The sequence below is a fragment of the Microbacterium sp. Bi128 genome (assembly GCF_918698205.1).
Genome location: NZ_CAKKMM010001239.1, coordinates 1 through 1,526 on the forward strand (window position 1 = coordinate 1; position 1,526 = coordinate 1,526).

General features: G+C 67.2%; 2 protein-coding genes. One reads left to right on the forward strand and one right to left on the reverse strand.

The window, feature by feature from the left end:
- Positions 1–375 (reverse strand): oxygenase MpaB family protein (locus LQV45_RS31630; protein WP_230011371.1); only part of this gene is annotated, 375 nt, incomplete at its 3' end.
- A gap of 285 nt (positions 376–660) precedes the next feature.
- Here LQV45_RS31630 and LQV45_RS31635 point away from each other — a divergent pair.
- On the forward strand, positions 661–1,526 hold an 866-nt coding region (locus LQV45_RS31635; protein ID WP_230011374.1), incomplete at its 3' end, for a M23 family metallopeptidase.

Below are 1,526 nucleotides of genomic sequence, written 5' to 3' on the forward strand. Positions count from 1 at the left end.
ACATTCCCCCCGCACCGGCCGGTGCAGCCGAAGACCCCAGTCCGACGCCGCCTTCGCCGTATCCGTGGAGCCATACGTCACGGTGAAGATCCAGCGGATCGTGCCAGCCAGCCGGCCCAGCGGGTCTTCGCGGAAACGGGAGTGATCGTGGACTCCGGCCAACGCGCCGGGATGGAGCGCCTGCATCAGCAGTGCCCGGATGCCCGCCACGATGGTTGGCATGTCCCCGTGCACGGCCCAGACGGCCGAGCCGGGCAAGTGGTAACCGGCGTCGTCCCCCTCGGCCAGGCCCGGCACCCACTCGGGCACCGAATCGCGCGTCCCCGTGAACGTCTGTTTGAGTTCCGCCTGCCATTCCCTGAGGACATTTCGCATCCTTCATTCTTACCCGTCCCGGCGGCGTGCGGCACCTGCAATTGTGCGGAGAACTACTGGGGCGCCGCCGGCAAGCTACTGGGGACATCCGCGGATCTCCGATTGGTCCCGCAAAAGGAACACGCTGACGGTTCACAGACCCGGCCGTCTGTGGTCACATAGGGAGGTAAGTCCGTGAAGATTGGGGTCTGGCGGACATATTGCGGGAGTCATTTCGTGGGAAAACACTGGGGAAACTCATCGAGTGAGCAGTCAGCGAGGGCACGGACCATTGCCGTGCGCTGCGTGTCCGGAGGCCTGTGCCTGTCCCTGGCCGTGCTGGCATTCGGCGGCTTTCAGGGACTGAGCGCCTTTGCGACCTACGGCGCGCCCACCGCCGTCCCGACGGCCGCCATGCCTGCCTCCGGCGACGTGGGACCGGAGGCCCTGGACCCGCTGGCCCACTCCGCCGCGACCGCGCCAGCAGGGACTCCCGGCGCCGGCGCTGTCACCGCCGATGCCCAGGCGCTCGTGGCCTTTAGCCGGAGCACGGTGGACACGGCCACCCGGGCCGGGGTGCGGGGCGAGCTCAATGTGGCCTCGGCGTCCCTGCACCGGCCCGCGGTGGGTTTCCTCATGGCCCCGCTTGAATCACTGGTGCCTTCGTCCCCGTTCGGGCTGCGCACCAGCCCCCTGACGGGATTCGCGGGCGAATTCCACTGGGGCCAGGACTTCGCGGCCCCCTGCGGCACCCGGGTCTACTCCGCCGACGCCGGTGTGGTGCGGGCCGTCGGGTGGCACCCGTGGGGCGGCGGAAACCGGGTGGAAATCGACCACGGCAACGGTCTCATCACCACGTACAACCATCTGGAGGCGATCGCGGTCAAGAAGGGCGACTCCGTGCGGGTGGGGGAAATTATTGCCCGGGTAGGTACCACCGGATCCTCTACCGGCTGCCATCTTCACTTCGAAACCATCCTCAATGGCTCCCACACTGATCCGCGCGATTGGACATTTCTTCCCATCAAGCAGGTGGATCAACTCGGCCCGATCGACATGACCAGTTACGCACCCGACGCCGGTAAGGCAACCAACGCGGGGATTGGCTGGGCGATTCCTGTCCGGGAGGACCTGACCCATGTGGTGGGCGACGGCGTTCAGGAACAGCCTGC